Annotated in this window: 22 protein-coding genes; all 22 read right to left on the bottom strand. The window is 71.6% G+C overall.

The window, feature by feature from the left end; translation table 11 throughout:
• Positions 1 to 94: 94 nt before the first annotated feature.
• Positions 95 to 622 carry a PPOX class F420-dependent oxidoreductase gene (locus ACWC5C_RS28050; RefSeq protein ID WP_450879739.1) on the bottom strand — a complete coding sequence of 176 codons (528 nt, stop codon included), beginning with the start codon at positions 620 to 622 and terminating at the stop codon, positions 95 to 97.
• Between the two features lie 54 nt (positions 623 to 676).
• Complete coding sequence (locus ACWC5C_RS28055) at positions 677 to 1,672, bottom strand: NADPH:quinone reductase (protein ID WP_450879741.1); 996 nt, start codon at positions 1,670 to 1,672, stop codon at positions 677 to 679.
• A gap of 25 nt (positions 1,673 to 1,697) precedes the next feature.
• The gene (locus ACWC5C_RS28060; RefSeq protein ID WP_450879743.1) at positions 1,698 to 2,672 is read right to left on the bottom strand and encodes a UbiA family prenyltransferase; all 975 of its coding nucleotides are present in this window, start codon (positions 2,670 to 2,672) and stop codon (positions 1,698 to 1,700) included.
• Between the two features lie 12 nt (positions 2,673 to 2,684).
• Positions 2,685 to 4,232, bottom strand: coding sequence for a class I adenylate-forming enzyme family protein (locus ACWC5C_RS28065; protein WP_450879745.1), 1,548 nt, complete (start codon positions 4,230 to 4,232; stop codon positions 2,685 to 2,687).
• Positions 4,233 to 4,273: 41 nt separating this feature from the next.
• The gene (locus ACWC5C_RS28070; RefSeq protein WP_450879747.1) at positions 4,274 to 4,951 is read right to left on the bottom strand and encodes a methyltransferase; all 678 of its coding nucleotides are present in this window, start codon (positions 4,949 to 4,951) and stop codon (positions 4,274 to 4,276) included.
• Complete coding sequence (locus ACWC5C_RS28075) at positions 4,952 to 6,454, bottom strand: flavin-containing monooxygenase (protein ID WP_450879749.1); 1,503 nt, start codon at positions 6,452 to 6,454, stop codon at positions 4,952 to 4,954.
• Between the two features lie 21 nt (positions 6,455 to 6,475).
• Positions 6,476 to 6,937: an SRPBCC family protein gene (locus ACWC5C_RS28080; protein ID WP_385446263.1), complete on the bottom strand. Its 462-nt coding sequence runs from the start codon at positions 6,935 to 6,937 to the stop codon at positions 6,476 to 6,478.
• A 28-nt stretch (positions 6,938 to 6,965) separates the two neighbouring features.
• A complete protein-coding gene (locus ACWC5C_RS28085) occupies positions 6,966 to 7,742 on the bottom strand; it encodes a maleylpyruvate isomerase family mycothiol-dependent enzyme (RefSeq protein ID WP_450879751.1) in 777 nt (258 codons plus the stop codon).
• Positions 7,739 to 8,830 carry a PEP-utilizing enzyme gene (locus tag ACWC5C_RS28090; RefSeq protein ID WP_450879753.1) on the bottom strand — a complete coding sequence of 364 codons (1,092 nt, stop codon included), beginning with the start codon at positions 8,828 to 8,830 and terminating at the stop codon, positions 7,739 to 7,741. The genes ACWC5C_RS28085 and ACWC5C_RS28090 overlap by 4 nt, the downstream gene beginning before the upstream one ends.
• Positions 8,830 to 9,483 (bottom strand): transcriptional regulator, encoded by a 654-nt coding sequence (locus ACWC5C_RS28095; RefSeq protein ID WP_450879755.1) that lies wholly within the window; start codon positions 9,481 to 9,483, stop codon positions 8,830 to 8,832. Before ACWC5C_RS28095 ends, ACWC5C_RS28090 begins: the two co-directional genes overlap by 1 nt.
• Positions 9,480 to 9,770, bottom strand: a complete 291-nt coding sequence (locus ACWC5C_RS28100; RefSeq protein ID WP_450879757.1) for an acyl carrier protein — start codon at positions 9,768 to 9,770, stop codon at positions 9,480 to 9,482. The genes ACWC5C_RS28095 and ACWC5C_RS28100 overlap by 4 nt, the downstream gene beginning before the upstream one ends.
• Positions 9,757 to 11,277 (bottom strand): PEP-utilizing enzyme, encoded by a 1,521-nt coding sequence (locus ACWC5C_RS28105; protein WP_450879759.1) that lies wholly within the window; start codon positions 11,275 to 11,277, stop codon positions 9,757 to 9,759. Before ACWC5C_RS28105 ends, ACWC5C_RS28100 begins: the two co-directional genes overlap by 14 nt.
• Positions 11,274 to 12,257: an SDR family oxidoreductase gene (locus ACWC5C_RS28110; RefSeq protein ID WP_450879761.1), complete on the bottom strand. Its 984-nt coding sequence runs from the start codon at positions 12,255 to 12,257 to the stop codon at positions 11,274 to 11,276. Before ACWC5C_RS28110 ends, ACWC5C_RS28105 begins: the two co-directional genes overlap by 4 nt.
• Before the next feature lie 11 nt (positions 12,258 to 12,268).
• Positions 12,269 to 13,387 carry an SDR family oxidoreductase gene (locus ACWC5C_RS28115; protein ID WP_450879763.1) on the bottom strand — a complete coding sequence of 373 codons (1,119 nt, stop codon included), beginning with the start codon at positions 13,385 to 13,387 and terminating at the stop codon, positions 12,269 to 12,271.
• Entirely contained in the window at positions 13,384 to 14,631 is a 1,248-nt protein-coding gene (locus ACWC5C_RS28120) for an acyl-CoA dehydrogenase family protein (RefSeq protein WP_450879765.1), read from the bottom strand. The genes ACWC5C_RS28115 and ACWC5C_RS28120 overlap by 4 nt, the downstream gene beginning before the upstream one ends.
• Positions 14,628 to 16,307 carry an AMP-binding protein gene (locus tag ACWC5C_RS28125; RefSeq protein ID WP_450879767.1) on the bottom strand — a complete coding sequence of 560 codons (1,680 nt, stop codon included), beginning with the start codon at positions 16,305 to 16,307 and terminating at the stop codon, positions 14,628 to 14,630. Before ACWC5C_RS28125 ends, ACWC5C_RS28120 begins: the two co-directional genes overlap by 4 nt.
• Positions 16,308 to 16,322: 15 nt before the next feature.
• The gene (locus ACWC5C_RS28130; RefSeq protein ID WP_450879769.1) at positions 16,323 to 17,918 is read right to left on the bottom strand and encodes a class I adenylate-forming enzyme family protein; all 1,596 of its coding nucleotides are present in this window, start codon (positions 17,916 to 17,918) and stop codon (positions 16,323 to 16,325) included.
• A 37-nt stretch (positions 17,919 to 17,955) separates the two neighbouring features.
• Entirely contained in the window at positions 17,956 to 18,486 is a 531-nt protein-coding gene (locus ACWC5C_RS28135; protein WP_450879771.1) for an SRPBCC family protein, read from the bottom strand.
• Between the two features lie 14 nt (positions 18,487 to 18,500).
• Positions 18,501 to 19,157 carry an isochorismatase family protein gene (locus tag ACWC5C_RS28140; protein WP_450879773.1) on the bottom strand — a complete coding sequence of 219 codons (657 nt, stop codon included), beginning with the start codon at positions 19,155 to 19,157 and terminating at the stop codon, positions 18,501 to 18,503.
• Between the two features lie 9 nt (positions 19,158 to 19,166).
• Entirely contained in the window at positions 19,167 to 19,964 is a 798-nt protein-coding gene (locus tag ACWC5C_RS28145; protein WP_450879775.1) for a 2,3-dihydro-2,3-dihydroxybenzoate dehydrogenase, read from the bottom strand.
• A 79-nt stretch (positions 19,965 to 20,043) separates the two neighbouring features.
• Positions 20,044 to 21,231: a 3-deoxy-7-phosphoheptulonate synthase gene (locus ACWC5C_RS28150; protein WP_450879777.1), complete on the bottom strand. Its 1,188-nt coding sequence runs from the start codon at positions 21,229 to 21,231 to the stop codon at positions 20,044 to 20,046.
• Positions 21,213 to 23,219, bottom strand: a complete 2,007-nt coding sequence (locus tag ACWC5C_RS28155) for an anthranilate synthase family protein (protein ID WP_450879779.1) — start codon at positions 23,217 to 23,219, stop codon at positions 21,213 to 21,215. Before ACWC5C_RS28155 ends, ACWC5C_RS28150 begins: the two co-directional genes overlap by 19 nt.
• Positions 23,220 to 23,277 lie beyond the last annotated feature (58 nt).

Consider the following 23,277-nt stretch of genomic DNA (forward strand, 5'->3'; position numbering starts at 1 on the left):
TGCGGAGCACGAGTGTCGCCCGCCCCCGCGTGGGCTGCACATTCTGCTGGAGGTGGGATCTTCCCGGACGCGCCCGGCGCTTGCGTAGGGGTGGCTAGTCCCTGGCCCGTTGGGCCTCGGCGCGTTCCGCTTCGGCCTTCAGCAGGGCGTTCGGGGTGATCTCGATGTACGCGGCCTCCTCGTACACCGTGGCCACCGTGCGGTCGTAGAGCTTCCGGCCCTTGCCGTACGAGTCCACGATGATCTGCGCGGCGCGCGGCTTCTCCTCGTCCGGCAGGATGCGCGCCGTGCACGGGATGACGGCGCCCTTGGGCTTGCCCCGGATGTTGGACGGCGCGAACAGCACCTGGTCGTTGTTCCGCATCCGCCGCACCTTCCAGGAGTCGCAGCCGGTGCGCAGATAGGCGCGGCCGTTCTTGAGGCCGAACCACATCGCGGACGGTACGGGGTCGCCGCTGCGCTTGTACGTGACCAGGAGGGCGAACCGGCGGCGCCTGAACTGCCGCAGGTCGCCGGGGCCGCCCGGGGTCGCCGTGACCTGCCAGGTCACCGGGTCACGCCAGGAGTCGTACATCCGCAGAAATCGCTGTTCCCACCATTCCTTGCTGAGCAGACGCGGCACGTACGGCCTTCCTTTCTGTTCCGGTCAGGTCTGTTCCGGTCAGGTCAGTTCCGGTCAGGGGATCAGCACGATGCGGCCCGGGCCACCGGGCCCGGGTTCACCGCCCTCCCGGCCTTCCAGCAGGCGGTGGGCCCGTGCCGCCTCCGTCAGCGGAAGCTCGGCGCGGACCCGGCCGCGTAGCCGACCGGTGGCCAGCTCGCGGTTGATGGTCTCGGCGGCGCCCGCGAGGTCCGCCACCGAGGCGTTGCTGATGGCGAAGCCGTGGAGGCTGATGTCGCGGGTGTAGACGGCGCCCACGGGCAGCACGGCGCGCGCGCCCATCCCGGCCATCAGGACGACGCGGCCGCCCCGGGCGAGCAGCGGGAGCGTCGTCTCGAAGTCATGGCGCCCGGAGCAGTCCCACGCCACGTCGACCCCGTCCGGGGCGAGGCGGCGGACCACGTCGGGGGTGTCCGGCGCGGCGCGGTCGAGGACGTCGGCCGCGCCGCAGGTACGGCACCACTCGGCGTTCTCAGCGCGGTCCACGGCGATGACGCGCGCCCCGGCCGCGCTCGCCAGCTGGACCACGGCGCTGCCCACCCCGCCGCCCGCGCCCTCGACGAGCACGGTCTCGCCGGGCCGGACCCGGGCCTCCCTGAACAGGCCGAGGTGCGCGGTACCGGCGGTGTGCAGCACGGCCACCGCGCCCACCGGGTCGACCCCGGCGGGCAGGGGATAGAGCCGGTCCACGGGCACGGCGGCGTACTGGGCGAACGAGCCCTGTCTGCCGTCGTGGCCCAGGCTGTTGCACCACACCCGGTCGCCGGGCGCGAAGGGCCCGGCGGGGCTCTCGACGGTGCCGACCAGGTCACGTCCGATGACGAACGGGAAGGTCACCTCGGTGGCGAACGCGCCGGACCGGACGAAGGTGTCCACATGGTTGGCCGCCACCGCCTCGACCCGGACGAGCGCCTCGTCCGGGCCGGGTACGGGACGGGGCAGCGGCCCGGTCCGGATGTCATCGGCACCGCCGAAACCGGTGATGTACGCCGCCGTCATATCGCCGTTCACTGCACTGCGCTCCCATGGCAGACCGTTATGCGAGAAGGAAGGCGAGGGCCAGCCCCAGGCAGCCGAGGTCGACCGAGCTGAGCCCGATGAAACGCGCCTTTCGCCATTCTTCCTTTCCGGCACCGTAATAGAGCTGAACGGCATGGAGGACAACGACCGGCACGGCCGTGAGCCCGAGCATCGGATCGAATCGGGTCGTGGTGTAAAGCAGCGTCAGCAGGGTGACGCTGGCGGCGAAGAGCAGACCCAGGAATACCTTGAACGCCGCCGTCGGCAGCAGGACCGCGAGCGTGTAGCGGGAGACCTCGGAGTCGCCTTCTTTGTCGGACGCGTTCCCATAGGACACGATCAGCAGGAACCACAGTCCGACCAGTGCGCTGGCGATCAGGGATTCGCTGGAGACCTGGCCCGCGATCAGCCAGTACGGCACCAGGCCGATACAGCCGATGACGTAGAAGATGGTGATTTCCAGTCCGGCGGGCAGATAGCTGAGCTTCAGTCCCGTCGAGTACTGCACCGAGGCGATCTGCCCGACGAGCATCACCAGGATGGCGGCCAGCGGCGCCGTACCGTCCAGGCTGGCCACGGCCCCGAGCCCGGCGGCGATCGCGATCACCCACATCGCCACGCCGAACCGGACTGCCTCGCGTTCCGTCAGCACCCCGGTGAGCAGCGGTTTCTTGGCGACTGTGGAGGCGGGGCGGCCCGCGTAGTTACGGGCGTCGCTGCCGTCCCGGTAGCCGCCGAGGTCGTCGGCGGCGCCGCCGCTCCACTGGGTGGCGCACACCATGAGCAGGGTCAGGGCGAGCGCGGCCGCGGTGTCGCCGCCGACCCGGCCGTCCAGGCGCAGCAGGAGCAGGGCGAGGAGCCAGCCGTAGGCGTGGTGGTAGATCCGGACCTTGCCGAGCTGGACGTAGCCGATGAGTTTGGTGCCGAGCGGTGTCTTGGCCGCGCCGGACGCCGCGTTGGAGGTGGTGCCGGATGCGCTGGTGGCGGTCATGGGCACGCTCCCTCAGACGCTGATGGAAAGGCGCTGCTGTTCGGCCAGGGTTTTCTTCAGCAGCTCCCGCTTGATCTTTCCGGTGACGGTCCGGGGGAACTCGCTGTCGGGGATGATGACCGGTTCGGCCATCGCGGCGAGACGGCGGGACGCCGATTCCCAGGCCTTGCGCCGGAATTCGGTTCCGGGCCGCAGGGAGAGGACGGGCTGAAGTGTGCCGCCCATTTCCAGCACGACGAGTTCCAGGAACTCGGGGAACTTCTCCAGCAGGATGTCCTCGATGCCGATGCCGCTGATGGCCCCGGAGACCTTGTCGACCTGGCGGTCGATCAGGGTGATGCGCCCGGTGCGCGATTTGGTGCCCCAGTCGCCGGTGTCCCACCAGCGTTTGTCGGGGTAGTTCTTGGACGTCAGATCGGGCCGGTTGATGTATCCCGAGAAGACACCGGGCGTGTGCACCACCATGCGCCCGGGGGTGCCCGCCGGTACGGGCCGTCCCGAGTCGTCGACGATGCGGACCCGGCAGAACGGGAACCGGGGCCCGGCCGGGTGGCCGCGCAGCAGCTTGGCGCGGCGCAGTCGGCGCAGGGCGCGCAGCGGCTTCTGCGTGCCCTTGAGGTGGCTGCGGATGGAGATGGGCCCGGTCTCGTTCTGCCCGTAGACCTCGACGCAGACGGCGAAGCGGTGGTCCGAGCCCTTCAGCAGGGCGCTGACCGTGTCCGGGTGGATGACGTCGAATCCGGCGCCGAAGAAGCGGATCGAGCGGAACGCGCCGCCGGGCGCGAGGTGCTGCCAGGCCCGGAAGGTGTTGGGGTGGGTCTCCAGATAGCTGGGGCGGTGCCGCTTGAGCATCCGGTCCACGTTGTCCGCGGAGTCGTCCTCCAGCAGCAGCAGCGGCGCCTTGCGCATGAGGGCGGCGAGGATGCCGACCACGGTCCGGCCGTGTACGGGCGAGATGGCGAGGGCGAGGTGGCCGTCCAGCCGGGAGAGCCAGTGGATGACGGCCTGGACGCGGGCGTTGAACTGGATGCTGGCGCTGGAGCACTCGGCCAGCTTGGGGGTGCCGGTGGTGCCGGAGGTGTGGACGACGACGTACGCGGCGTCGGAGGCGACCTCGCGGGGCCTCGATATCCGCTTGTGGGCGGGGAGTTCGGCGGCGATGTCGCGCCAGTCGATGAAGGTGCCGATGTCCGGGAAGGTCTTCTCGCTCTCCGCGAGCCGGGCGTCGGTGGAGATGACGGCGGTGATGCCGGAGACGTTCTCCACCATCGAGGCGACGACCGGTCCGGAGAGGGTCGGGCTCATCAGGATGGGCACGGCGTCGAGGGCGGTGATGGCCGCGTAGGCGACGATGATGTCGGTCGGCGACTCCAGCCAGACGACGCAGCGCCGCCCCGGCTCGACGCCATGGGCGCGGAGGGCGGTCGCGCCACGGGCGGCGGCGTCGGCGACATCGCCCGGCCGTACCTTCTCGTCCTCGGCGGCGACGGCGATCGGCTGGTGGTCGACGATCCAGGGCTCGGCGTCACTGGGCAGACTCAGCAGCTTGTCGAAGATCAAGGGTGGGCCTCTTCTCCTACGATTCCCCTACGAGGGGCGTCCTACGAGGGGACGACTTCCAGCAGTTCGTAGACCACGGGGCCTTCCGGCTCGTCCACGGTGGTGGAGTCGACGGTGATCAGCCGCTGCTTCTCGGCGGCCGCCAGCTCGTCCAGCTCGGCGCGACCGGCCCGGCTGCTCAGTGCGATCAGCACCCGTCCCCCGGGCGCGACATGATGCCTCGCCTCGCGGAAATACCGCTGGTGTGCCTCGTATCCGGGGTCGACATAGGCCAGTTCATGGGCGCTCAGATCGAGTTCCGGCGGCGCCCACACATTGTTGGAATGCCAGTAGACCACGTCGAACGCGGGTGCGTCGTGGAGCGCGTTGAACAGATCGCTGTGCACGGAGGTGACGTGGTCGGCGACGCCGAAGCGCTCGGCGTTGAGTTCGGTGTTCTTCACCGCCGCCGGATTGAGGTCCGTGGCGTATACGGCGCGGCAGCCCGCGAGCGCGGCTTCGACGGCGATCAGTCCGATGCCGGAGCCTATTTCGAGGAACGTGCCGCCGGCCGGGAAGTCCAGCAGGGACAGCTGGGCCAGGCTGGACTTCGAGTGCGCCGGGGAGAACACATCCGGCAGCAGGGTCCATTCCTTGCCGCGCAGCTCGATATCCGTTCGCTTCCGCACTTCGGCCCGGCTCGCCTCGCTCCGGCTCAGGGGCTGGGTGTAGTCGTACATTCAGCGCTCCGCAGGGGTCGTCGCGTAGTTCTCGATGTCGAAGCGGGCCAGGCCGTTGCGCAGCCTTTTGGTGGACCATGGCCAGGTGACGAAGTTCTTGCCTTTTTCGTCGAGATAGACGCTGCTGCATCCGCCGGTGTTGTAGACGGTCGAGGCGAGGCCGCGCTGCACCTCGTCGTTGAACGAGCGGAAGGGCTCGGGCCGGATTTCCATCGCGTCGATGCCCCGGTCGCGTGCGGTGCGTATCGCGTCCACGACGTAATCGAGCTGGGCCTCGGCGAGGGCGAGCAGCGAGTTGTACATCACGATGTTCGGGCCGAGCAGCAGATAGGCGTTGGGCAGGGCGGGCAGCGTGGTGGCCCGATAGGCCTCGGGGCTTTTCGCTTTCCAGGTTTCGGACAGCAATTGGCCGTCCCGTCCCCGGATGCGTTCGGCGATCGGCGGATGGCGCATCTCGAAGCCGGAGCCGAAGACGACGACGTCCACCTCCACCCGCTCGCCGTTCGCCGCGATCAGCTCGCTGCCGTCCGCCCCGGCGAGGGCGTGCGGCACGAGCCGGGCGTTGGGCCGGGTCAGGGCCGGGAGGTAGGTGTTCGACAGCAGCAGCCGCTTGCAGCCGACGGTGAAGTCCGGGGTCAGCTGGGCGCGCAGCTCGGGGTCGGGCACCTGGCGCCGCAGGAGCCCCTTGCCGACCGGGGTGAGCAGCCGGGCGGAGCTTCGGCGGCGCATGACCAGGGCCAGTGCCTTCAGGAAGCCGTCGCTGACGCCTCGGAACAGCCGCTGGGTGACGGGTACGTGCCGGAAGAGCCGCCGCACGGGCCCCGGGACCCGGAAGTCGAGCCGGGGTATCACCCAGGCGGCGGTGCGCTGGAAGACGTACAGCTCGCGCACGTGCGGCTGGATCTCGGGCACGAGCTGGATGGCCGAGCAGCCGGTGCCGATGACGGCGACCCGCTTGCCGGTGAGGTCCACGTCGTGGTTCCAGCGGGCCGAGTGGAACGTATCGCCGGGGAACCCGTCCAGCCCGGGCAGGGACGGCACGATCGGCTCGTGCAGCAGCCCGGAGGCGAAGATGACGTGCTGGGCGACGAAGCGCCCCCGGCTGGTGTCGAGGACCCAGCGCCGCCGTTCCTCGGACCAGGCGGCCTCCAGCAGCTCGGTGCCGAAGCGGAGCGCCGGGGCGAGACGGAACTTCTCCACCGTGTCCTCGATATAGGACAGCAGCTCGGGCTGGCCGACGAAATTCCTGCTCCAGCCCGGATTGGGGTGGAAGGAGAAGGAGTAGATCGACGAGGGGATGTCGACGGCACATCCCGGATAGGTGTTCTCCCGCCAGGTCCCGCCGACCCGGTCGGCCTTCTCCAGGACCAGGAAGTCAGTGATGCCGCCGCGCCGCAGTTTGACCGCGGCGGCGATACCCGATAATCCCGCGCCGATCACGATGACATGCGCCTGCTGTTCCCTGGCCGGGGCCGGGGTGTCGTCGTCCGTCGATATCGCCATGGGTTTCCCCCTGTCGCGTCATCACGCGCGTTCCAGAATCTCCTTGCTCAACCGCAGTTCCCGCTCCACAGAGCCGGGGATGGTACGCCGCAGCACCGGATCGAGCATCCAGCGGGTGAGCGGGTTGAAGTCAAAGGAAATCATGCGGGTGGCCCGGATGCCGCCGTCCACCGGCACACAGGAGAACCGGGCGCTGAATTCGGCCATCCGGTGATTGAACTTGTTCAGTGGCAGCGGTGCGAGACGGATGTCGATGCACGAACCCGGGGTAAGCCGCATCTGGGCCACGGCTTTCGGCTCCGGAAGGGGCAGCCCGGGCAGCTTGGGCTGAAACTTGAACTCGGTGAGATTTCCGGTCCTGCGCACCCAGGAGATCGGTCCGACCTTGTCATCGACTTCGACGTAACGTTCGATGTCCATCACGAAGTCGAGGAAGGCTTCCGGTGTACAGGCGATTGTCTGTTCTTTCTCCACCTTGACCATGACGTCACACTACCGTCCTGCCTCGCTTTCAGAGATACGCCCGCGCGTACAGCACCGCGAGTTCGGCGAGTTCACCATCGGCTTTCAGCCCCGACGCCGCGCCCCGGGTGCGCCGGGTCGCGACCCGGCACCACGCCAGCAGCGGTCCGCGCAGCACATCGGTCGCGTCCTCCGGTCCGAAGGCGTGGCCGGTGCCGTCCCGCGCGGTCAGCTCCAACCGCAGGGTGCGGCCGCCGGGCGGGCGCACCCGGGACCGGGCCAGCGCGTAGCGCAGGGTGGCGTGGCCGAGCGCGGCGATGTGGCGCAGCCGGGGCGTATCGGCCACCGGAAGGCCCAGCGCGTCCCGGATGTCCAGGCCGTGCGCCCAGTGCTCCATGAGCCGGGCGGTGGCGAACACCTCGGTGGTCATGCCGAAGCCCCAGGCCACACGGTCGCCGGGGGCGCGCTCCGCCATGAGTCGGCGGGTCGTCATACCGGCGCGGTCCCACCAGGCGGTCAGGTCGCCGGGCGAGAGTCCATCCCCCCGGCGGCATCCGGCGGCGGTGAAGTCCTCGGCGGTCGGATACTCGGGGACGGTCGCGGCGAACGCGCGCGGGCCGCCCGCCAGGGTGTCGCGGGCGACCTCCTCGGTGTCGGCCAGATGGGACACCTGGTCGGCGACGGTCCAGCCGTCCGCCGCCGAGTCACGTCCCCAGTCGGCGTCGGCGAGGGACCGCACCAGCGCGCCGAACTCCCGCTGCTCAGCGGCGAGATCGGCCAGCTCCTCGCGTACCGGGGTCACCGGGGTCTCACGTACGGGGGTCACAGGATCGCCACCGTCCCCGCCGAGCCGTCCACCGCGACCGGGCCGCCCGTGGCCAGCCGCTCCAGCGCCACCGCGCCGACCCCGGTCACACAGGGCACCCCGAGTTCGCGGGCGACGATCGCGGCGTGGCACAGCATCCCGCCCTCGGCGGTGACCAGGGCCGCGGCCTCCGCCATCAGCGGGACCCAGTCCGGGTCGGTCTGCTCGGCGAGCAGCACCGCGCCCGGCTCCCAGCGGGGGTCGTCGATGTCCCGCAGCCGCAGCGCCCGCGCGGTGGCCACCCCGGCGGAGGCGGCGATGCCATGTACGACCTTCCCGTCCGCCTCGGCGGGGACAGCGCCCGGCGACTCCCCCAGCGCGGTGGTCATCGGCCGGAACTGAAGCCACACCAGACCGCTGTCCAGCAGGGCGAATTCCAGGTCGGCGGGCACGCCGAGCGCGTCCTGCAGCGCGACGCACGCCACGCCGACCGGCAGTCCGCCGCTCGTCAGCGGCTCCGGCTCAGAGCCCCCGGCGGGCCCCTCGGGCGTCCACTCCTCCCAGGCCGGGGTGACGGCACCGGAAACCAGGGCGTCGCCGCTGCCGTGGACCCACTCCAGCCGCCCCCGGCCGGGCGCGCGGCCCAGCCACAGCCCGCTGCGCACCGGGGTACGGAAGGGCTGGAGCAGCACCGCCATCCCGACGTCGAGCAGCGGACGGCCGGAGGCGGTGCGCTCCCGGTAGGCGGCGACCCGGCCGCTGCGCGCGGAGTCCCGTACGGCGGCGATGGCGTCGGCCAACTGGGCGGCGGGCACGTCGAGTTCGCTGCGGAACATGCCCGCGTAGCTGAGCGCCGCTCCGTCCTCGACCGTGGCCGAGCTGCGCACCGCCCAGCGCGGGGCGACCGCCGCGAGCCGGGCGAGGTCGTCGGCGGCGGGCTCCCCGCCGACCGGCACCACCCACGTGTCGGGGATGGTCACCCCCGCGCGCAGCAGCGCGGCGAGCCCCACGGCCTTGCCGCCGACCGCGATCCGGTCGCCGTCGCCGAGCGCGCCCGTGAGCCGCAGCACGGTGTCCGCGCTGCCGACAGGAGTGTCCGCGCCGCTCATCACGGCGTCCCCGCCCGCTCCTCGGCCTCCCGCTCGATCCCCATCGAGAGCAGCAGATCGCGGTGCAGCTCCATCCAGGTGTCGTGGTACGAGTCGCACATGACGCCCGTGAACGCCTTGTGGTCGCCGTCGCGCAGCCGGGTCAGCGCGCCGGTGAGCCCATCGGCGTAGCGCCCGAACCGGGGGCGTACGGCGGCCAGTTCGGCCAGGATCGGGCCGGCCTCGTCGTGCACCGTGCCCAGTTCGGACACCCGCTCCTGGTCGTAGGCGGGGTCGGTGTGGTCGTTGGTGGTGCCGTCGCGGAGCTGCCAGCGGGTGCACAGCTCCTTGAACCGGTCGTTCACCGGCAGGAAGCGCTCATATCCCGGTCGCAGCCGGTCCCGGGCGTCGCCCGTCAGGTCGTCGGCGATCAGCGTGGCGTGCCGTTCGCGGCCCTCCGCCGTGATGCGCCACAGTCCGCGCCGCTCCATATGGGTGGCGAGCCCGTCGGCCCGCAGTTTCTCCAGTTCGGCGAGGACGTCGTCACGGTCGTGCCCGGCGCCCGCCACCAGCGGGTCGGCGGTGGCCATGCCCTTGATGACCAGGGTGTGCAGGACGTCGAAGGAGGCGGTCTCGGTGTCGGTGTCGGGAAGCACGGCATCTCCCGTCGTCATGTCGAAGTGGCGTCGGCGTCGGCGCGCAGTTCGTCGAGGAGTCCGACGAGGTCGCCGACCGTCGTGATCCTGGCGGCCTTGGGGTTGTCGACCAGCGCCACGCTGAAGCGCTCCTCCAGGGCCAGCAGGATCTCCAGGGTGGCCAGTGAGTCGATCTCCAGGTCCTGGATGATGCGGTCGGTCGGCCGCAGATCCCGCTGGACCCGTTTGACCTGGGCGTAGACCTCCTCCAGCGCGGTCAGGGTCTCGGAATGGACGGATGTCCGGGTGGAGTCAGGAAGGGTCAAGGATGTTCACCTCTCCGGTACTGCCATTGATGGAGACGGCCGTGCCCGCAGGCAGCGAGGCCGCGCCGGGATAGCCCACGACGCACGGAATCCCGTACTCGCGGGAGAGGATCGCGATATGCGACAGATCGCTGCCGCGCTCGCTGAGCACGCCCTCGGCGAAGGGCAGCAGCGGGGCGATGTCCGCGTCGGCGGACGAGCAGACGATGACCACCGGCTCGTCGGGCAGATCGCCCTCGGGGGTCATCACCGTGCCGGTGCCGATGCCGGGCGCCACCCCGCGCAGCCCCTGGGGCGTCCGGCTCAGCCACGGGCGGATCACCCCGTCGTCGCCGGTGAGGTCGAGGTGTTCGGGCATCGGGGTGGCGAGCGCCGCCCGGCAGGCCTCGATCCGTGGCCGGGCCCGCTCGATCAACCCCGGCCGGGTGGCGAGTTCGGTGAACTCCCGGATCGTCAGATACGGCCACAGGTCGGCGTCGCCGCCCATCGAGGACGCCAGCGCGGGCAGCAGCCGCCGGTAGATGTGCAGGGTGCGCATCGCGAGGGACTTGGAGTGCTCGCGTCCGGCCATCATCTCGCCGACCGCGACCGCCAGCGACCGTACGGTGCGGCTGCGCCAGGGCGAGACCATGCCCGCCAGGGCCTCGGCCGGGTCGATCGGCGCCACGGAGGCCTCGCCGCTGCCGCCCGCGACCTGCTTGTGCCGCACCGCGTAGTCCTGCCAGGGCGCCTGGTCGTCCGCGACCTCGTAGAAGGAGGAGGCCAGGAAGTCGCCGGGGCCGTACGGGTCGAGGGTGGACGCGGCGGTGTGCAGCCGGTCCCAGACCAGTTCGCGCGGGCGGGTCAGCCAGTGCGCGATCTCCTTGCCGTGCCGCAGCAGCTTGCCGTAGACGCGCCGCTGCAGCGCGGTGACCGGCACCAGCCCCGAGGTGGTCAGGATGTGCACCGCCCAGGCCTCTTCGAGGACGGGCTGTGCGTCGCGCAGCACCCCGGCGAGCGCGATGGGGCTGTCGGTGGTGGTCGCGGCGCGCAGCCCCCACTCCAGCTCGGCGACCCGCTCCTCCAGGGCGCGCAGCCGGGGCCCGGTGTCGCGCAGTTCGCCCAGCAGCTTGGCGCTGCCCGCGACCTGGCGGACCCGGCCGGAGCGCAGCGCGGTCAGCTCCTCCGGGGAGTCGATGCCCTCGAAGTACGCGTCGGTGACATCGCTCGGCTGAAGTCCCGGGATGGACGCGGACAGATGACAGTAGGCGGCCAGATTGTGGTACGGGCGGCAGCCGAAGTAGCCGACGAAGACGTAGTGTCCGCCCTCGGCCCAGGCCGGGCGGCCCCACAGCCGCCGGGCGAGCGCGCGGGTGCCGCGCTCCATCGGGTCGCCCACCAGCGACCAGGACATGGGCGAGAGCCGCTGCGGCGCCACTTCGCCGAAGTTGCCCGCCGAGTAGACGCGGAAGTAGGGGTGCGCGTCGGTGTCGACGGACATCTCCACCGTCTGCGGTTGCTCGGTCATACGAGGGCCCTCCTCTCCGTACCGCCGCGCAGGGCCTCCCCGGTGGCCCCGAGGTAGTCGGGGTCGGGGACGGGCCAGGGCTCGGGGATGTCCCCCAGGACGCCCACGTCCAGGTCGAACCAGGGCTCGGTGTACTCGGTCAATTCCTTGGGCGCACCGACCCGTTCGCCGACCAGGCGGGTGAACCGGCCGAGCTGCTTCGCCTCGACGATCTTCGGTACGACGCCCCAGGGGCGGCACACCTCGGTGAAGACCTCGCCGAGGGTGGGCAGCGCCGGGTCGAACCAGGTCCAGGTGGACCGGCCGATGGGCGTGGTGAGCGCCTTCAGCACGATCTGCGCGGCGGAGGCGGCGTCGGTGATCCAGCACGGGAACTCCCCGCGCCGGGCCAGGTGCACCGGATATCCGGCGAGCAGATGCGGGAAGACCATCGGCAGTCCGTGCCGGGTGTCGGGCCGTCCGCCGCGCGGGTCGGGGCCGAGCACCGGGCCGAAGCGGACGACGCCGACGGGGAGTTCGGGGGTGTCCCGGACCAGCCGTTCGGCGCAGTACTTGCCGTACTCGTACCAGTTGCGGAACCGCTGGCCGGTGTACAGCTCGCGGTTGGTGATCCGGCCCTTGGCGCGGCCGAGCGCCAGCAGCGAGGAGATGTGCACGGCCTGCCGCAGCCCGGGCAGTTCGCGCAGGAAGGCCAGCGCCTGGCGCATCCCGGAGCTGTGGGTCTCCAGCACCTCGCCGGGCCCGGAGGTCCAGGACACCGAGCCGAAGCAGAGCACCACATGAGTGGTCTCGTCCCGGACCCGGGCCAGGTCGGCGGCGGACAGGCCGAGGCGTGGCATCCGTACGTCGCCACGGACGCCTTCGCCGACGGCGGTACGGCCGCTACGGGAGAGCACCCGGACGGTGGCGCCGCCGCGTTCGCACGCCTGCGCCACGGCCGTGCCCAGGAAGCCGGAGCCACCCAAAATCAAGACGTTCATGCCGGGATCGTTCATGCCAGGAACCTCGACAATCCGCTGTCGGCGGGGGCCAGGGGACGCTTCGGCGCCGGGAGGTCGAACAGCAGCCGGGCCAGCAGTTCGGTGGAGGGTTCGGGCAGGGGCCCGTCCACCAGACCGGCCAGGCGGCCGCGTTCCATCACCCGGTCGAGCCCGATGTAGCGCAGTCCGATGACGCTGTTGCGCCACGCCTGGGACAGCGGCAGGAAGCGTTCGGCGTTGGCGGAGATCCACAGCACCTGTTCGGCGGAGGCCGGGACCAGCCGCAGCCACTTGCCGAAGTGCAGCGGCGACAGGGCGCGCGCCACCTCCAGCAGGCCGCGGATCGAGGGGGCCCGCTCGCCCGCCGACAGATGGGTGACGACGGGTTCGGGGCGCGGGCCGGAGCGGTGCAGCCCGGCCAGCGCGTCCAGCAGGGTGCCCGCCGCGAGGTCGCGCGGCAGGACGTCGACCCGGGCACCGCGCATGGCGGGCAGCACCCGGCCGGGCAGCTCGTCCCACCGCTCGGCCAGCAGGTACAGCGAGTTGCGCTTGCGGGTGGCGCCGGTCTGGGAGTCGCCGAGCAGGGCGGCGACCCGGCTGATGAGGACATCGGGTTCGCCGGGGCCGTGGCGCCGCGTCAGCTCCTGTTCGGCCAGCCACTTGCTGTGCTCGTACGCGGTGCGGTGGCGGTCGGCGGGGAGCGGGGTCTCGGCGATCCGGCCGAGGGTGCCGCCCGCGACGAAGATCGAGGACGCGTAGCCGTAGACCACCCGGCGGCCGGAGCGGCGTTGCAGCTCGCGGGCGACGTCGTAGCCGTTGACGGCACCGAGCACATTGACGGCGTACAGATCGCGGCCGCTGCCCGCCCAGTTGGTGTCCCCGGCGAGGTTGACGACGGCGTCGACGTCCTCGGCCAGTTCGTCCAGCTCCGCGTCCGTCAGCCCCCACAGCGGTTCGCGCACATCGCCGCCGACCTGGGCCGGGGCGAGCGAGGGGAACAGCCGCTCGAAGGGGACCTGGCCGGGGCGGGCGCGGCGCACCAGCGGCACGATCTCGATCCCGCGCCTCGGGGCGATCTCGGCGACGGCGGTGCCGAGTTGTCCGGTGATTCCGGTCAGCAGCAGTTTCATCCGAGATCGACACCCTCGTCGTAGGCGGCGATGTCGGGCACCAGGCCCCCGGCGACCAGCTCCCACATCATCTCGTCGGTGCCGCCGCCGAGCCGGGCCAGCCGGGAGTCGCGCCACATGCGGGCGAGCGGGGTCTCGTCCTCCAGATAGCCGGGGCCGCCGAACAGGTGCATGCACTCGCTCATGACCTCTTCGACGAAGCGTGCCGCCGTGGTCTTGAGCGCCGCGATCTCGCGGGTGCCGCACGCGCCGGGGACGGCCACGCCCTGGGCGGCGGTGTAGACGGCGTAGCGCAGGGCGATCAGCCGGGACGACAGCTCGGCCAGCCGCAGCCGCAGCGCCTGCTGTTCGATCAGCGGTTTGCCGAACTGCTTGCGGCGCTGGAGGTGCGCGGTGGCCAGCCCGATGGCGCGGGCCGCGCCGCCGACGGCCTGGGCGGCGATGGAGAGCCGTTCGTGGTTGAGCCCCCAGGTGGCGCCGAGCAGTCCGCCGCCGCGCCGCCCGACCAGGGCCTCGTCGGGGACCTCGGTGTCGATGAGCATCCAGGTGGTGTCCAGCGCGGCGGTGCCCGCCTTGTCGAGCCGTTTGCGGGGCGTGAGCCCGGCGCGCGGTACGGCGAACAGCCCGAGCCTGCCGTCGACCGGCCCGGAGCCCTCGTCGAGCCTGCACAGCAGCAGGGCGAAGTCGCAGACCAGGCCGAGCGACAGATACTTCTTCTCGCCGGTGACCCGCCAGCCGCCGGGCGTCTTGCGGGCGAGGGTGCGCACTCCGTTGAGGTCGGAGCCGCCGGTCGGTTCGGACGCGCCGAGACAGCCCACGAGGCGGCCTTCCAGCGCCCCGGCCCGGTACTCGGCGAGCAGGGCCGAGTCCCCGAAGCGGGTGAGGATGGACAGGACCGTCTCGCAGTGCAGGCTGAGCCCGACCGAGAGACTGGCGTGCCCGAGCCGTCCGCTCTCCTCGGCGACGATCACGCCGAACCCGGGGTCGCCGTACGGCTCCGCCGCCGACGCCTCGCGCCAGCGCTCCTCGAACAGTCCGGCGCGGCCGAGGTCGGCCAGTGCGTCGCGCGGGAACAGCCCCTCGGCCTCGGCCTGTTCCGCGACCGGTTCGAAGGTCCGCCGCAGCAGCTCCGCGATGCCTTTACGGGTGTCCTCCACCCGCTCGCCGAACGGCCCGGCCGTGAAGAGGCGGGAGGTCTGCCCGGCCGGAGCGGTCTGCTCCGCCGGTGCGGCCACAACACTCACGAGTCGTTACGCTCCTTCAGTTCGCCCGCCACGTACGACAGCCACAGCGAACGGCGGCGGGGCTTGCGGCTGGAGGTCAGGGGGATGGTGCCGCGCTTGACGTACAGCACCCGGGCGTGGGCCGCGTCGCCGGTGAACGACGCGATGACGGACAGCGCGCCGTCCAGCCGCTCGCCCAACGGGCGTTCGGTGACCACCAGCACCGTCGGTTCGCCCCCGGTGATCCCGGCGACGACGGTCGCGTAGCGCCGGGAGATGGCCCCGGAGGCGATGAGTTCGAGTTCGATGTCCTCCACGAAGACGTTCTGACCGTTGATCTTCACGCTGTCGCCGAGCCGCCCGATCACATACAGCTCGCCGTCCAGCAGGAACCCGGCGTCGCCGGTATAGAGCCTGCCGTCGTGCAGCTTGGCCAGGTCGTCGGGGCCGGGGTCGGCGTAGCCGTCGGCGACCGAGGGGCCCTCGACGTAGATCTCCCCGAGTACGCCCTCGGGCTGCGGGGCGCCGTCCTCGTCCAGGATCTCCACGCGCGCGGTCTCCAGCGCCGGACCGCAGGAGACCTGCCAGGTCCAGGGCTCGTCCACCGGCACGGTGCTCAGCTCAACGATCTCGCTCACGTCCAGCTTCTCGCCGAGCCGCCGCTCCAGACCGCCCGCCCGCACCATCCGGGGGACGTGGTGCTTGCTCACGCCGGTCACCGCGAGGGTGCCCTCGGCCAGCCCGTACGCGGGCATCAGCGCCCGTACGTCGAAGCCGTGCGGGCCGAGCAGCGCGGCGAAGCGGGCCAGCACCGCGGGGTCGATCCGCTCCGCGCCGCTGACGACGGCGGTCAGCGGGGAGAAGTCCAGCCCGTCGAGGTCGCCGGGGCGGACCGCCGACAGCACCCGCTCGAAGCCGAAGTTGGGCATGCACATGTTGGAGTACGGGGTGCGGCCGTACTCGGCGATCCAGCCCCGGGTGTCCCGGATGAACTGCTCGGGCCGCATCAGCGCGTGCTCCACCTGGAGGGTCAGCGCGCCCAGCAGCCCGCCGACGAGCCCCATGTCGTGGTAGAGCGGCAGCCAGGTGACCGCGCCGTAGCCCACCGGGTCCATCCAGCCCTGGATCATGCGGAGGTTGGTGGCCAGGTTCGCCATCGAGATGCGCAGCCCGCGCGGTGAGCCACGGGAGCCCGACGTGAACTGGAGCACCGCCAGCTCGCCCCAGGCGCGCGGCGCCTCCTCCGGGCGGTCGGCGTACCGCGGCGCCAGGACCTCGGTGCCGCCGCCGAGCCGGGCCACGTTCTCCGCGACGACGTCCCGGTAGCGCGGGTCGGCGATGGCGTGGCGCGGGTGGATGCGGGCGGTGATGGCCTTCAGCTGGTTCTCGTAGCCCTCGCCGCCGCGCAGGGCGAGCGGCAGGGGCAGGACGGACGGGGTGGCGCCGATCGCGAGCAGCCCGAAGAACTGCGTGACGAAGTCCTCCCCGCCGGGCACCACCAGCGGCACCACATCGCCGGGCCGCACCCCCGCGTCGGCGAGCGCGGCGGCCGCGCCCAGGGTCCGCTGGGCCAGCTCCCGGTAGGTGAGCCGCTGCCAGGAGCCGTCGTCCAGCCGGAACCGCATGCCCCGGTCGTCGGACGGGTCGTCCAGCCAGCCGAAGACGCGCTCGTGGTCGGGCGTTTTCTGCTGCGACAAGGTGACCTTCCCCCTTTATTCGGTCGGCCGGGCGTCCGGCCCGGGCTCGGCGGGCCGGTCCCGCAGCAGCCGCGCCAGCTCCAGCCGCTGCACCTTGGCGGTGGCGGTGCGCGGCAGTTCGTCCAGGGTCAGCTGCACCGGCGGGCGCATCGGGGCCAGCCGGGCGGCCGCCTCCGCCCAGCGGGCCAGGTCCAGCGGCCCGCTGTCCCGGGTCACCACGACCGGGGTCGGCGCGCCCTCCTCACCGGGCACGACCACGACCTCCAGCAGGCTGTCGAGCCGCGACATCAGCAGGTCCTCGGCCTCCAGCGCGCTGCCGAAGCCGGGGATGACGTCGACCTCGCGGTCGGAGACGTGCAGACAGCCCCAGCGGGTGCGGTAGCCGACGTCGCCCATCCGCCACCAGCCGTCGTCCAGCTGCCGCTGGAAGCGGGCGTCCTCGCCGAAGTAGGTGAGCGCCCGGCCGTCCGAGCGGACCTCGATGAAGCCGGGGTCGCCGGGGCCGGGGGTGCGGCCGTTGCGGTCGACCACCCGGACCGCCGTCATCCCGGGGAACGGGAAGCCGACGCAGCGTCCGTCGGCGGACATCGCGCGCCGCCGGGAGGTGGCCCGGCCGACCGTGGGCCCGATCTCGCTCTGCCCGTACAGCTGGAGGTGGAACGGGCGCCTGCGCCGCGACGCGCCCAGGATCTTCTGCACGGTCCTCGGGTGGATCGCGTCGAACGTGCTGCTCAGTGCCTGCACGTTGGACAGCGGGCCGCGCGGGTCGTCCGCCAGCGGCTCCCACTCCACGAACGTATTGGGATGCGCCTCCAGGACGCCGGGTTTGACCTCGGCGAAGATGTCGGCGATCCGCTCGGGCGTGGCGTCCTTGGTGATGACGATCGGGAAACCGCGCTTGAGCGCGATGGCGAGCGCCGTCACCAGGCGCGAGTGGACGAACGACACCCGGACGGCGAGGGTTTCGCGGCCGCGTATCAGCAGCCGGGCGCCGAGCGCCTGCGGGCGGTAGCGGGCGCGCAGCGAACGGGCGGTGTGGACGACGAGCTTGGGGATGTCGGTGGTGCCGGAGGTGTGGGTGAGCAGCGCGGGGCTGCGGGTCCTGGTCCGGGTGTACGGGCGCAACTGCGCCTCGGGGTCCCGCCGCAGCGCGGTGGTGCCCTCGGCCTCGCCGGTCACCAGGAAGACCCGCTCGCAGCGCTTGGTCACGTCCGGCGGCAGCTCGCCGACGAGCTTCTTCTCGTCGGTGATCAGATGCGGCCAGTCGCAGCGGTTCAGCAGCTCCGCGACGACCTCGCCGCCGAGGCTGGGCGAGAGGGCGACGGGGACGGCACCGACGCGGGCGACCGCGCAGGTGAGCAGGAAGATGTCGAAGCCGTCCGACTTGTAGACGGCGACCTTGTCGCCCGGACGCACCCGCAGATCGCGCAGCGCGGACGCCATTTCGGCGACGAGATTCGCGCAGGCGTAGACGGTGAGGTCGCTGCCCAGCTCCGGTGCGATGTCGAGTTCATGGTCGAGGGTGATTTTCTGGTACGGGCTCTTCTTGGCGGCTTCGTCGAAGAAGGAACCCAGGAACAGACCCCTGTTCCCGATGCGTTGCAGGATCACGGTGGCGTCACCCTTCGCGTTGCGTCCGCGTGCGCCGTCAGGAGGCGTTTTCGAGTGCGGCCTTGATGCGGGCGAGCGACTGCCGCATATCGCCGTCGATTTTGTCCGACCAGTCGTCGAGAAACTTCTTCACCTCGGCGTCGCTCATGCCGTGGAGAATTCCCCGCATGCCTTCGGTCAGTTCGCCCATCCAGAAGGCGTGGGTGAGCGCGCTGCCGTTCGCCGTCGGCTCGACCGTGAACGACCATACGCTCTCCTGGGCGCGGCCGTCGCCGGTGCGCATGGCCCAGCTGAACACGCGCGGGGCCGCGGATTCCACGATCTCGCATTGGGTGGTCCAGTCCCCGCGTACGACCGGCGCCCAGGCGACCACATCCGGCTCCCGGTGATTGCGCGCGGTGAAGACGGAACCGACGGCCGCCGGTTCTCCCTCGGTCCACTCCCCGCCCAGGCATTCGGGACTCCAGTCACCGCTGTGGGTGAGGTCGCTGACATAGGCGAAGACGGTGGCGGGATCGGCGCGGATGTCGGTGGTGGCGGCCACCCGGAACGTTTCCGTGGAACTCATGGGTCAGCACCCCTCTAGCGGGCGGAGGACTTCTCGGCGGCCAGGAAGTCGAGCATCTGCTCGGTGGTGTGGATCGCCGCGCAGCAGCGCGCGGCATAGTCCAGCGCGGACCGGTGGTGGTCGGCGGTGAAATCGGCGAGCGCGTCCGCCACCAGGAACGGCTGGATATCGGAGCTGAAGGCGTCGACGGCGGTCATCAGACAGCCGACATGGGCGTAAACCCCGCACACGATCAATTGATCGCGGCCGGACTTCTGAAACAGATCACGGAGTTCGGAGCGGACGAAAGCGCTGTAACGCCATTTCGTCAGCACGGTGTCCCCGTCGGACGGCCGCAGCGGTGCGACGATCCCGGTGTCCCGCTCGTGCGCGGACATGCCGGGCCCCCAGAAGTCGTACAGCAGTCCGCGCTGGTCGCGGTCCATGTCGCCGGGCTGGGCCGAGTACACCACCGGGATGCCGAGCGCGTCCGCCCGCTGGCGCAGGGCACGGGTGTTGGCCAACAGCTCCCCGTACAGGGCGCTGCCGGGGTCGTAGGGCGCCAGGAAGTATTCCTGCATGTCGTGGAAGAAGAGGACGGCGCGCTCCGGGGCGGGCCGCCAGTCGACCTGGTTCTTCGGCAGGTCGGCCGCGGTCGGCATCGGATAGGGCGCGATGGCGGGAATGCTCATGACCTTTTGTCACACCCCCAGAATGGCGCCGCCGTCGACGCACAGGTCCTGCATGGTGATGTGCCGGGCCCGGTCGGAGGCGAGGAAGAGAACGGCGTCCGCGATGTCGCCGGGTTCGGCGATCCGGCGCAGCGGGATTCCGGTCTTGTACGTGGCCATCGAACCGTCGAGGGTGGTCTGCCGGTCGGCATCCGTGGACCATAGCGAACGCAGCATGTCGGTGTCGGTCGAACCGGGCGAGACCACGTTGCAGCGGATTCCGTATTCGGCCAGTTCCAGGCCGAGGGATTTGGTGTAGAGGGACGCGGCGGCCTTCGAGGCGCCGTACGCGGCCATATGCGTGCGGGGTATCCGCCCGGCGTTGGAGGCGACGGTCACGATGGCGCCCTCGCCGCGTTCCCTCATGCGCGAGGCGACGGCCCGGGAACAGTGGAAGACGCCGTCCAGATTGATGGAGAAGATGGCCCGCCAATCGGCGTCCGACATCTCCAGGGCGGATCCGGCCCGCATGACTCCGGCCGCGTTCACCAGGAGGTCCACGGCGCCGAGTTCGGCTTCGATCAGCTCGACGACGTCATTGATCCGTTGGCTGTCGGTGACATCGGCGGGAAAGGCGATGGCGGTGAGTCCGTCCGCCGCCATCTTCTCCACCAGATCCCTCAGCCGGTCGGCGTCCCGGTCCACGGCGGCCACCAGGGTTCCCTGGCCCGCGAGCGCCCGTGCGATGGCGGTTCCGATTCCACCGGCCGCGCCGGTGACCAGGGCGACCCGGCAGGCGCTTTCGGCAGTGTGCTTGTGCTCGGTCAAATCCTCACCTTCTTGAAAGAGAAGGGGCACCCGCCAGTACAGGTATCGACGTCGGCGGGTATTCCGAGTCTACGGATTCCTATGCGCGAATCCAGGTGCGCAGCAATTCGGAGGCCTGGTCGGGATTCAGCCGCGGATCGCACAGCGTCGTATAGCGCTCGGCCAGTCGCTCGACCCCGTCGACCTTTCCGCCGAGGCATTCGGTGACATCGGTCGCGGCGACTTCGAGGTGGAGTCCGCCGGGGTGCTCCCCCGCCCTCTCCAGGACCGACTTGCAGCGGACCGCCTCGTCCACGACGGCGGCCAGGTGACGGGTCTTCACCCCGCCCGCCCGGACGGTGTTGCCGTGCATCGGGTCGCTCAGCCAGACCGCCCGGTGGCCCCGCGCCCGTACGGCGGCCACCAGCGGCGGCAGCAGTTCGGTGACCCGCTCGGCGCCCATCCGCGCGATGAGGGTGAGTCTGCCGGGAGTCCGGTCGGGGTCCAGCAGCGCGCACACCTCGGCGAGTTCGGCGGGGTCGGTGGAGGGGCCGAGCTTGAGCGCGACCGGGTTGGCCACCTGGGACAGCAGCCGCACGTGGGCCGAGCCGGGCGCCCGGGTGCGGTCGCCGAGCCAGGGCAGATGGGTGGAGCCGAGGACGCGCTGCCCGGCCTCGTCGGTACGGACCAGCGCGGCCTCATAGTCCATGACCAGCGCGTCGTGGCTGGCCCAGGGCCCGTCGGGAAACCGTTCAAGGTGCTTGGCGGGTGCGGCGGCGCGGCGGTCCCGGTCGCGGGCCAGGACCCGTAACACCCCGGCGCTCGCCTCGTACGCCCGCACCATCCGCCGCGGGTCGTGTGCCCGCGCCTCGGCGGTCGGGGCCTCGCCGTTGACCATGTGGCCACGGAAGGCGGGCAGCGGCACCCCGTCGACGTCCTCGAAGGGCTGGCTGCGCGGCTTGGCGAACTGGCCGCCGATCCGGCCGACCCGTAACACCGGCCCGCCGTCCGCGAGTTCACCGGCCAGGGCGTGCAGCACCGCCGTCTTGGCGCGCACGTGGTCGGCGCCGGTCTCCTCGAAGCTCTCCGCGCAGTCGCCGAGCTGGACCATCCGCGCGCCGCCACCGGCCACCACCGCCAGCGCCCCGCGCAGCCGGGCCACTTCGGCGGTGGTCACCAGCGCGGGCGCGGCGGTCAGGGCGGCACGGCTCGCCACGTAGTCGGGATGGGATGTCCACTCCGGCTGCTGCGCGGCCACCACCTCGCCGATCACCGGTCGGCTTCGCATTCGATCAGCTCGGCGGGTTGCCGGAGGGCCCAGCCGAGGAGGTCGGCGAGGAGGTCGGTGCCGTTCTCCGTGAGCACCGACTCCAGATGGAACTGGGTGGCGGCGAACCGCTCCCCGCGCACCGCGTGCACCTCGCCGGTGGCCGGGTTGCGGCACAGCTCGACGGCGCCGTGGGCAAGTGGGGAAAAGAGCCGGTCGGCGGTGTGGCGGGCGGCGTACGAGTTGTAGAAGCCGACCGGCTCGGACCGGCCGAAGAAGTCGATACGGCGCTGGGTTCCCTGGTTGGGCCGCTCCCGGGGGAAGAGTTGAAGCCCCAGCAGCGCGCACAGCACCTGGTGGCTGAGGCATTCGCCGACGAACGGGATGCCCCGGGCGAAGAGCCCGCCGATCAGCTCGGCGATGCCGCGCACCTTGGGGTCGGCGGTGGCCCGGGGGTCGCCGGGGCCCGGCCCCAGCACCACGCAGTCGCAGCCGTCGATGTCCTCGGCGCGGACCGCGTCCCACGAGCGGATGGTGGCGTCCAGGCCCAGCGAGCGGGTCTGGTGGCCGAGCATGCCGGTGAACATGTCCTCGGCGTCCACGATCAGCACCCGCCCGGCGTCCGGACCGGCCCACCGCGCGGGCGCGGCGTCCATGGAGTCCTCCTTGCCCAGCCAGAACGCCGACAGACCGGCGTTGCGCCGCTCCAGCGCGCTGATCACCTTGGGGTCGTGGGCAAGTGGCGCACCCGCGCCCGCAGGCCGGACCGGTGGTGTGGGCCCGGCCCGCCGCTCCAGTCCGGTGGCGGCCAGCAGCGCGTCCACCTTGGCCCAGGTCTCGGCGACCTCCGCGGCGGGCCGGGAGTCCCGGACCAGGGTGGCGCCGACGTCGACGCGCAGGGCGCCCTCGCGGCTGATGTCGGCGGTGCGGATCATGATCGCCGAGTCCAGGGTGGACCGGCCGGTGGCGTCCCGGCCGAGGAGGGCGAGGGCGCCGCCGTAGTAGCCGCGTCCGCTCTCCTCGTGCCGGGCGATCACCCGGCAGGCGTTCTCCAGCGGGCTGCCGGTGATGGTCGGCGCGAACATCGTCTCGCGCAGCACCTCGCGCACGTCCCGCGAGGTGGCGCCCTCCAGCAGGTATTCGGTGTGCGCGAGCTTGGCCATCTCGCGCAGATACGGGCCACGGGCCCGGGCGCCCCGGTCGCAGACCCGGGAGAGCATCTTCAGCTCCTCGTCCACGACCATGAAGAGTTCGTCGGTCTCCTTCTGGTCGCCCAGGAACTCCAGCACCCCGTCCAGGTCCGCGCCGGAGGGCGGATAGCGGTAGGTGCCGCTGATCGGGTTCATCCGCGCGGTGCCGCCGTCGACCTGGACGTGCAGTTCCGGGGAGGCGCCGACGAAAGTGCGCTCGCCGGTGTGCACGACGAACGTCCAGTACGCGCCCGACTCCATGGTCAGCAGCCGCCGGAAGACGGTCAGGGCGACCTCGGGACGGTAGTCGGTGAGGGTGGCCCGGAAGGACCGCCTGATGACGAAGTTGGAGCCCTCACCGGCGCGGATCTCCTGGTCGAGGATCTTCTCGACGACCTTCTCGTAGTCCTCGTCCCCGATGTCGAACCCGCCGTCGCGCAGATCGACTTCCGCGTCCGGGAGCAGGTCCAGGGCTTCCTTGACGGAGAGCGCGGCGCGCCGCTCGGCGGTGAGCGCGAGGATCGGTTCGCCGTCGTCGTTGCACGCGTAGCCGCGCTCGGTGACCTGGCGGAAGGGGATGACGGCCAGCACCTCGGCCGGTCCGTCGCCCCCGGTGGCGGCCGCGTCCGCCGGTCCGGGACACGGCAGTTCGGCGAGGGTCGCCACCTCGGCCACCGTCCCGGTCAGCACCTCCACCTCCTCCCCGCCCGCGCCCGCTCTGCGCAGCAGGGCGAACGGGGGCGGGTCGGATGCCAGCGTCGAGTGGAGGAGGTCCTGGGCGTCCGTCGCACGGAAACCCCTGACTTGATGGGTCGTCATGCCTGCCTTCCCTAGGCGCCACAAAGCGAGTGGGGAATGGGGAATGGGAGTGTCAGCC

This window comes from Streptomyces sp. NPDC001700, from assembly GCF_053596435.1.